The following is a 7,001-nucleotide window of genomic DNA, read 5'->3' on the forward strand; positions in this document are numbered from 1 at the left end:
CGCGACCAGCCGCTACCGCTGGGACGACCGCCCCACCACCCGACGCCTCAAGTGATCCATTCGCCGGTCGGTCTAAGTGAGTGCGTCGAAACCCGTATGTGCGGGGTGCGGGGCCGCGTCACGGCCGGGCGAATAGACGAACATGCGACGCCCGCGGTGGCGACGGTCCACTCAGCCGAAAGGCTCGTCTACTTGATGCTTCACCACACTGCCGTCCCAACTTCCAGGCTCTCACCCATCAGGTTGGTGTGCTGGGCCCTGTTCGAAGTAGGGGCAGGACCCTCTTGCGCCAGCTGCCGTCGCGGTCGGCCCGGTCCCGGCTCGCGGACCTCACAGCCGCAACCGGGTCTCATCCCCCGCCTGTTGACACCCTTTCAGTCGTCTACTGTCGCACCAGAGGCAGGCCGGCTGCAGTGGCCGCCACCATGCGTTTCAGTGTGGGGCGGAACGGCGGGAACGCCCCCGCGATCTCCGGCTCGCGCGCGTACAGTTCACGCAGCGCCTCAGGCGGACGGGTGATGGGAAACAGCTTCGCGACGAAAGCGCTGGCTGTCATCACGAGTGCGGCGCCATCGGCGGGGGTCAGTTCCGGGCAAGCGGCGGAGATGCGCTGGCCGATCGCCCAGTAGGTGTCGATGGCCCACCTCTTGAAGACCTTTAGCACCTCCACGGACACATTGTGCTCGAGCATCGTCTCCGCGTGCGTGGTCAAATCACAGTAGAGCGGCCGGTCCACGAAGGCATCCGCGAGAACGCCGGCTGTTGCCTCGGTCCCACTCACTTCCTGCAACCGGGCACTGACCACGCTCGCCCACTCAGAACCCGCGCTCATCAGCAGATGTAGGTAGATCTCCTCACGCGTGCCGAAGTAGCGCAACACGTTGGACTTGGCGAGTCCGACCGCGGTGGCGATGTCCTGCAGGCTGACCCTGGCCACGCCGGAACGCTCGGCGAGCTCCCGAGCGGCGGTGAGGATGGCCTCACGGCGCTGGTCCTTCTGATCAGGGCGTCGAGCCCGCTGGAATGGCGCTGACATGACCGTTCATCCTAGTCCAGATCTAACAGAACACCCATCTCTTGTTAAGATACGGGTGTTCTGTTAATGTCCCGGCATCCGACAACCCCATCGCGCTCCGGGAGTGAAAGACCATCTCCGCCACCTCGACCAACCTCAGTCAGACCATTGACGACTTCGTTGCCGCCTTCAACGAGCCGAGCCCCGATCTTGACAAGGTCATGTCCTTCTTCGCCGACGACGCCGTGTACCTGCCCGGCCACCTCCCGGAGCGACGTGGCATCGCGGCGATCCGCAAAGAGTTCGAGCCGCACTTCGCCGGGCGCTACGGCGCCATGCACTTCGCCGTGTACGACAAGATCGTCGACGAGCCGAACCGGCTCGCCACGATCCGCTGGGCCTGCCGGCTCGACATGAGCGGAGAGTCCGGCCGTCATGTGCCGTTGCCACTGCGCCTGTTCGCCCGTGCGCGCTACGGCGGCCGCATGCAGTGGCACGGCGTGGACGTGTTCCACTTCGACACCGCAGGGCGCATCAGCGGCAAGTTCACCTACGCCATGTTCCGGTTGCCGCTGTGGGAGCGAGGCTGACAGGGCTCCCCGCGGTCCGAACCACTCGAGACGACCCCACGCGCCAATGCCCGTCGTACCTCCCCTGGGGAAAGCTCGGGCCCGCGCGCACTTATACGGAAACGAAATGACACTTCTCAAGTCATGGCGGCCCCTGCTCGCCTTCGTGGTCACCGGCGGACTCCTGGTGTCGCTCTGCTACTTGGCGCTGCGGCCAGAACATCTCCTGTCCGTACCCAAGGGGGCCGCCTCCGGGTCGCTCACCATGCGCCCCTGCGACTACGACACCGAAGCCGGAACCGTCGCCGCCGACTGCGGCACACTCGCCGTCCCGGAGAACCGGCGCGACCCCAAGTCCGAGCTGATAGCACTTCCGGTCACCCGCGTCCGGGCCACTTCCGCAGACCCCGCGGAACCGATCTTCCGACTGGGCGGCGGCCCCGGAAGAACGAACATGGACTTCCCGCAGGCAAGCCGGCTCACCGGCCAACACGATGTGGTCCTGGTCGGTTACCGGGGCATCGATGGATCGCGCCGTCTGGACTGCCCCGAGGTCACCGCGGTCATGCAGTCCGCCGACGGAATCGCGGGATCGAAGACACTGCCTGCCACGACCAAAGCGTTCGAACTGTGTGCGGACCGTCTCACCGACGACGGGATCGACCTCACCGGCTACTCCGCTCTCCAGCGGGTGGAGGATCTGGAAGCGGCCCGTACCGCCCTGGGCTACTCACAGATCGACCTCCTCAGCTCCAGTGCTGGAACACGCACCGCCATGATCTACTCCTGGCGGCACCCGGCGGTGCTGCACCGCTCCGCGATGGTGTCGGTCAATCCGCCCGGGCACTTCTTCTGGGACCCGCGCATCACCGATGCGCAGTTCGCCCAGTACACACGGCTGTGCGACGACGACGCCTGCGCCGCGCGTACATCTGACCTCGCCGAATCGATCCGGAAGACCGCCGGCGAGATCCCTGAACGCTGGGGGCCCTTCCGCATCAAGGACACCAACGTCCGGGTTCTGAGCCAGTACGCCATGCATCACAACGGTCCGGCCTCGGCACCGAACAACGCTCCGACCGTCATCGACGCCTATCTCAGCCGGGACACCGGCGCCTTGTGGGCCATGTCTGTCCTCGGTGACCTCACACTGCCGGATTCCATCGTCTGGGGCGAGTTCGCTTCCTTCGCCATGATCGATGGACCAGCAGCACAGCGCTACTACGACAGCGGTGGCGATCCGGGCTCGACCCTGGGCAACGCCTCAACCGACTTCCTGTGGGCCGGCGAGTCCGGTCTGTCCACGGTATGGCCGGACAGCCCCGACAACGCCAAGTATCGCCAGATGCGGCCCAGTCACGTCGAAACCCTCCTCGTCAGCGGTGAGGTCGACTTCTCCACCCCCGCGCAACTGGCCACCGACGAACTGCTGCCCGCCCTGTCCCGGGGACAGCAGGTGATCCTTCCCGGGCTGGGCCACACCGCCGACTTCTGGGAGCACCGTCCCGAAGCCGGAAAACGTCTACTGACCACCTTCTTCGACACCGGCAAGGCGGACAGGTCCCAGTTCGACAGGAGGCCCGTCAACTTCGAGGCCGTTCCGTGGAGCATGTCCACGGTGGCCAAGATACTGATCGCAGTCACCCTCGCAGGCGCAACCCTCGGCCTCGCTCTGCTTGCCGTGGTCGCACGCTGGTCGCGCAGGCGCGGTGGCTTCGGCCCCCGCGCGAGTGTCTGGGTACGAACCGGGACCGTGATCCCGCTCGGCCTTGGCGGATGGCTGCTGGGGGTTCTGCTGATCTGGACGGTAGGTCCCGATGACTTCGTGGCCAGCGCGAGCGTGATCGTGCCCGGGACGGGCCTGATGGTAGGCCTCGGCGCCTATCTGGCCTGGACCCGTAATGAGCGCTCATCCCAGATGCGGCGCGCTGGGTTGGTGACCGCGGTCTGCGGGGCGTTCCTCGGGGCATGGATCGGCTGTTACGCGCTTTCCGGTCTCCTGGCGCCTGCTGCAGCCATAGTCGGTGCAGGTGCGGCAGCGAATCTTGGGCTGCTGTGCGTCGAGCACTTCCGCAGGTGGCCGGACCGCATTTGGCGCACACCGGCGATGCGCAAGAGCTCTTGAGTCCGTAGGAGGAGACTATGGGATGGGCGGGCGCCGCAGGGACCTGTGGCGCCCGCCCACCAAGCTCTTCTGGATGGCGTCCCGCGAGGTGGTGTAGGGGATCAAGGCGCCGGAGCCCGCAGCCCGAGGATACGTAGGGGTCCGCGTATAACCCGCCTTGGCAGGACGCATCGCGGGCTGCCGCCTCCGCGGACGGCGCCGCGGGGACGTCCGTCGCGCCGACGCACGACTCGCGGCCGAATCGACGCCCCTCATCGTCCGTCAGCGCTGGACGTGGACTCCGGCCTCCCGTCGGCAGGACATGCCCGTGAGCATGTTGCTGGTGGCGGCGGTGATGACCGAGTCGAGCCGGTCCCGGGCGTGCAGGAGATCGGTAATGCGCTGGTCGACATGACCGCGCTCCGTCGCCAGCCGCTCGAGCAGGGCGGGTGTGGCACGGCCGTCGATGACGCACGGCAGGAGCTCGGCGATGGTCTTGCTGGACAGCCCGGCGGCGTACAGCTGCTGGATGAGCTGGACCCGGTCGACCGCGCTCTCGGGGTAGTGGCGCTGGCCACTGGAACTGCGCTCGGCGCTGAGCAGGTTCTGCTCCTCGTAGTAGCGCAAGGCCCGGACACTGACGCCGGTCCGGGCGGCGAGTTCTCCGACGCGCATCTCGTCTCCTGTGCGACTTCCGTCACGCGACTTGCCTCTGACGTCAACGTGAGGTTTTAGCGTAACCGACGTGCGCCTCACCACGGGGCTCGCCCGGTTCGTCTCCTGGCGCACGAAGGCCCGAACGAAAGGAGTACGCGAGAATGACCGCGAGCCAGATGACCGGCCTCACGGACCCCCCGTTCACCCCGACTGTGTCGGTCAAGCCGGTCGTGCTTCCCGCGCCGTATCGCGGCGAGGACCTGCCCGTACGCGTTTCCGCACCGGTCACCGGTACGAATCTGCCGATCGTGCTGTTCGCGCACGGATTCGGTTCGCATCTGGACGGCTACGCGCCGCTGGTCGACCACTGGGCGTCCCATGGTTTCGTAGTGATCCAGGCCACACACCTCGACTCCAAGCGCTTCGGTATCCCCGCTGACGATCCCCGCAAGCCCCACATGTGGCGCTACCGCGTGCAAGACATGAAGCAGATCCTCGACGAACTCGATCACCTGGAGGCGTCCGTACCCGCCCTGGCCGGCCGGGTGGACCGCAGCCGCATCGTCGCGGCGGGGCATTCCTTCGGCGGTCAGACCGCGGGTGTCCTCGTTGGCCTGCGTCTCATGGACCCGACGACAGGCATCGCGCAGGACATGTCCGACCGCCGGGTCATGGCCAGCGTCCAGCTGGCCACCGCCGGCAAGGGCGGCGACGAATTGACCCGCTTCGCCCTCGAGAGCGCTCCCTGGCTGCTCGGCCAGGACTTCTCCCACATCACCGCGCCCGGACTCGTCGTCGCCGGGGACAAGGACGAACTCCCGCTCTCCACCCGGGGACCGTCCTGGACGACCGACCCGTACACCCTGAGCCCCAGCGGCAAGAGCCTGCTGACGGTCTACGGCGGCCAGCACTCCCTCGGCGGCATCGCGGGCTACGAGGCAGCAGAAACTACCGACGAACATCCCGGCCGCGTCGCCCTCGTCCGGCAAGTCACCCTCGCTTACCTCCGCCACGTCACCGGCATCGACCACACCGACTGGGAAACGGCGCAAGCCGCGCTCGCTGGTGACCCCCACCCGCTGGGACGACTGGAGTCGAAGTAACCACCCTCGCCAGATCCGGCTGCCACACGATGGCGTCCCACTGTGTGGTTTTAGGGATCTCCGCGGTTGAGTGCGCGGGTTCCGCTCCCTCGGGTGCGTCGCCTGCCGGTGACTGCTCCCTGCTCAACTGGCAGGCCACCGTGCAACTGAACCGCCCCGGGTTCGGTGGAGATCTCAGATTATGGTTGTGACCTGGGGTTTCGTGGATTGCATGTAGTAGGTGGTCTCGTACTCGACGGGCGGGACGTGGCCGATCTCACCGTGGAGTCGGCGGTGGCAGTACCAGTCGATCCACTCGGCGGTGGCGAGCTCGACCTGGGACAGCGTCTTCCAGGGCCGGCCGGGTTTGATCAGCTCGGTCTTGAACAGGCCGATCGTGGATTCCATCAGGGCGTTGTCGTAGGCGTCGCCGACCGAGCCGATCGATGCCGCGATGCCTGCTCGGTCCAGATGCTCGGCCAGCGCGAACGATGTGTACTGCGACCCCGCGTCCGAGTGATGTATCAACTCGCCCTGCGCGTGCGGGAATCCGTCCCGGTCACGTTGCCACAGGGCCATCTCCAGGGCGTCCAGGACGAACCTGGCCTCCTTGGTGGTGGAGGCGGACCAGCCGACGATGCGGCGGGAGAAGGTGTCCACGACGAAAGCGACGTAGACGACCCCGCTCCAGGTGGCGACATGCGTGAAGTCCGCGACCCAGCAGCGGTTGGGGGCACTGGCGACGAAGTCGCGGTCGAGGAGGTCCGGGGCCCGCTCGGCGGACGCCTCGGTGATCGTCGTGATCACCTTCCTGCCGCGGACGGCGCCGGTGATGCCGAGCTCGCGCATGAGGCGCTCGACGGTGCAGCGGGCCACGGCATGCCCCTGCCGGTTCAGCTCGCGCCAGATCTTCCGGGCCCCGTAGACGCGGTAGTTGGACGTGTAGACCTCCTGGATCCGCTCCTTGAGTTCCTCATCGCGCATGGAACGGGCGGAGGGAGTCTCGAGGCGTTTCTTGTGGGCGTAATACGTGGAAGGGGCGATCTTGCAGTCGTGCTCGGTGAGGGTTCTGCAGATCGGCTCGACGCCGCCGAAGCGGTCCCGGTACTCGTCGACGAACGCTACGAGCGTGTCTGTGGCCGGTCGAGCTCGGCCGCGAAGAAACTTGCCGCGGCCTTCAAAATCTCGTTGGCCCGCTTCAGCTCGGCGTTCTCCTTCTTCAACGCCTTGATTCGGGCGGACTCCTCCGTCGTCGTCCCCGCTCGCGTCCCCGCGTCGATCTCGTGCTGCTTCACCCAGTTCCGCAGCGTCTCACGGGACCCGATGCCGAGCTTCTCGGCCACCGCCTGCAAAGCGGCCGTCTCGTTCGGGTAGTCGTCGCGCACCTCGGCGACCATGCGCACCGCACGGCGGCGGAGCTCGAGCGGGTAAGAGGAAGGTCGTGCCATGACTCGAATCCTTACACGTGTTCGAGTCTCCACCGAACCCGGGGCGGTTCACAAAGGGTCGCACCATCGTCCGAGAGAAGCTATGCCGGCAGGACGCGTGAAGGCACGGCCCTCAGTGATCATGGA

At 66.7% G+C, this 7,001-nt stretch carries 6 protein-coding genes; 3 read left to right on the plus strand and 3 right to left on the minus strand.

Annotation, left to right across the window (positions count from 1 at the left end):
- Window positions 1-382: 382 nt before the first annotated feature.
- Window positions 383-1,036 (minus strand): TetR/AcrR family transcriptional regulator, encoded by a 654-nt coding sequence (locus tag AC5P09_RS50860; protein ID WP_307021336.1) that lies wholly within the window; start codon window positions 1,034-1,036, stop codon window positions 383-385.
- Window positions 1,037-1,182: 146 nt separating this feature from the next.
- Here AC5P09_RS50860 and AC5P09_RS50865 point away from each other — a divergent pair, with 146 nt between their 5' ends.
- Both AC5P09_RS50865 and AC5P09_RS50870 read left to right on the plus strand, forming a co-directional pair.
- Window positions 1,183-1,605: a YybH family protein gene (locus AC5P09_RS50865; protein ID WP_308406592.1), complete on the plus strand. Its 423-nt coding sequence runs from the start codon at window positions 1,183-1,185 to the stop codon at window positions 1,603-1,605.
- Between the two features lie 46 nt (window positions 1,606-1,651).
- Complete coding sequence (locus AC5P09_RS50870) at window positions 1,652-3,709, plus strand: alpha/beta hydrolase (RefSeq protein ID WP_493880456.1); 2,058 nt, start codon at window positions 1,652-1,654, stop codon at window positions 3,707-3,709.
- Window positions 3,710-3,970: 261 nt separating this feature from the next.
- On the opposite strand, the gene AC5P09_RS50875 is transcribed toward AC5P09_RS50870, so the two are convergent.
- The gene (locus tag AC5P09_RS50875; RefSeq protein ID WP_493880457.1) at window positions 3,971-4,363 is read right to left on the minus strand and encodes a MerR family transcriptional regulator; all 393 of its coding nucleotides are present in this window, start codon (window positions 4,361-4,363) and stop codon (window positions 3,971-3,973) included.
- Between the two features lie 143 nt (window positions 4,364-4,506).
- Here AC5P09_RS50875 and AC5P09_RS50880 point away from each other — a divergent pair, with 143 nt between their 5' ends.
- The gene (locus AC5P09_RS50880) at window positions 4,507-5,448 is read left to right on the plus strand and encodes an alpha/beta hydrolase family protein (protein WP_493880458.1); all 942 of its coding nucleotides are present in this window, start codon (window positions 4,507-4,509) and stop codon (window positions 5,446-5,448) included.
- 174 nt (window positions 5,449-5,622) lie between these two features.
- On the opposite strand, the gene AC5P09_RS50885 is transcribed toward AC5P09_RS50880, so the two are convergent.
- A protein-coding gene (locus AC5P09_RS50885) for an IS3 family transposase (RefSeq protein WP_493880459.1) occupies window positions 5,623-6,875 on the minus strand; the annotation gives its coding sequence in 2 pieces (ribosomal slippage) (window positions 5,623-6,593 and window positions 6,593-6,875; 1,254 coding nt in all).
- Between the last annotated feature and the right edge of the window lie 126 nt (window positions 6,876-7,001).

The sequence above is a fragment of the Streptomyces sp. a15 genome, from assembly GCF_059026085.1.

What these genes read in the sequence shown, in the direction of transcription:
- AC5P09_RS50860 (WP_307021336.1), bottom strand. Translation starts at nt 1,036, where the DNA reads ATGTCAGCGCCATTCCAGCGGGCTCGACGCCCTGATCAGAAGGACCAG.
- AC5P09_RS50880 (WP_493880458.1), top strand. Translation starts at nt 4,507, where the DNA reads ATGACCGCGAGCCAGATGACCGGCCTCACGGACCCCCCGTTCACCCCG.
- AC5P09_RS50875 (WP_493880457.1), bottom strand. Translation starts at nt 4,363, where the DNA reads ATGCGCGTCGGAGAACTCGCCGCCCGGACCGGCGTCAGTGTCCGGGCC.
- AC5P09_RS50870 (WP_493880456.1), top strand. Translation starts at nt 1,652, where the DNA reads ATGCCCGTCGTACCTCCCCTGGGGAAAGCTCGGGCCCGCGCGCACTTA.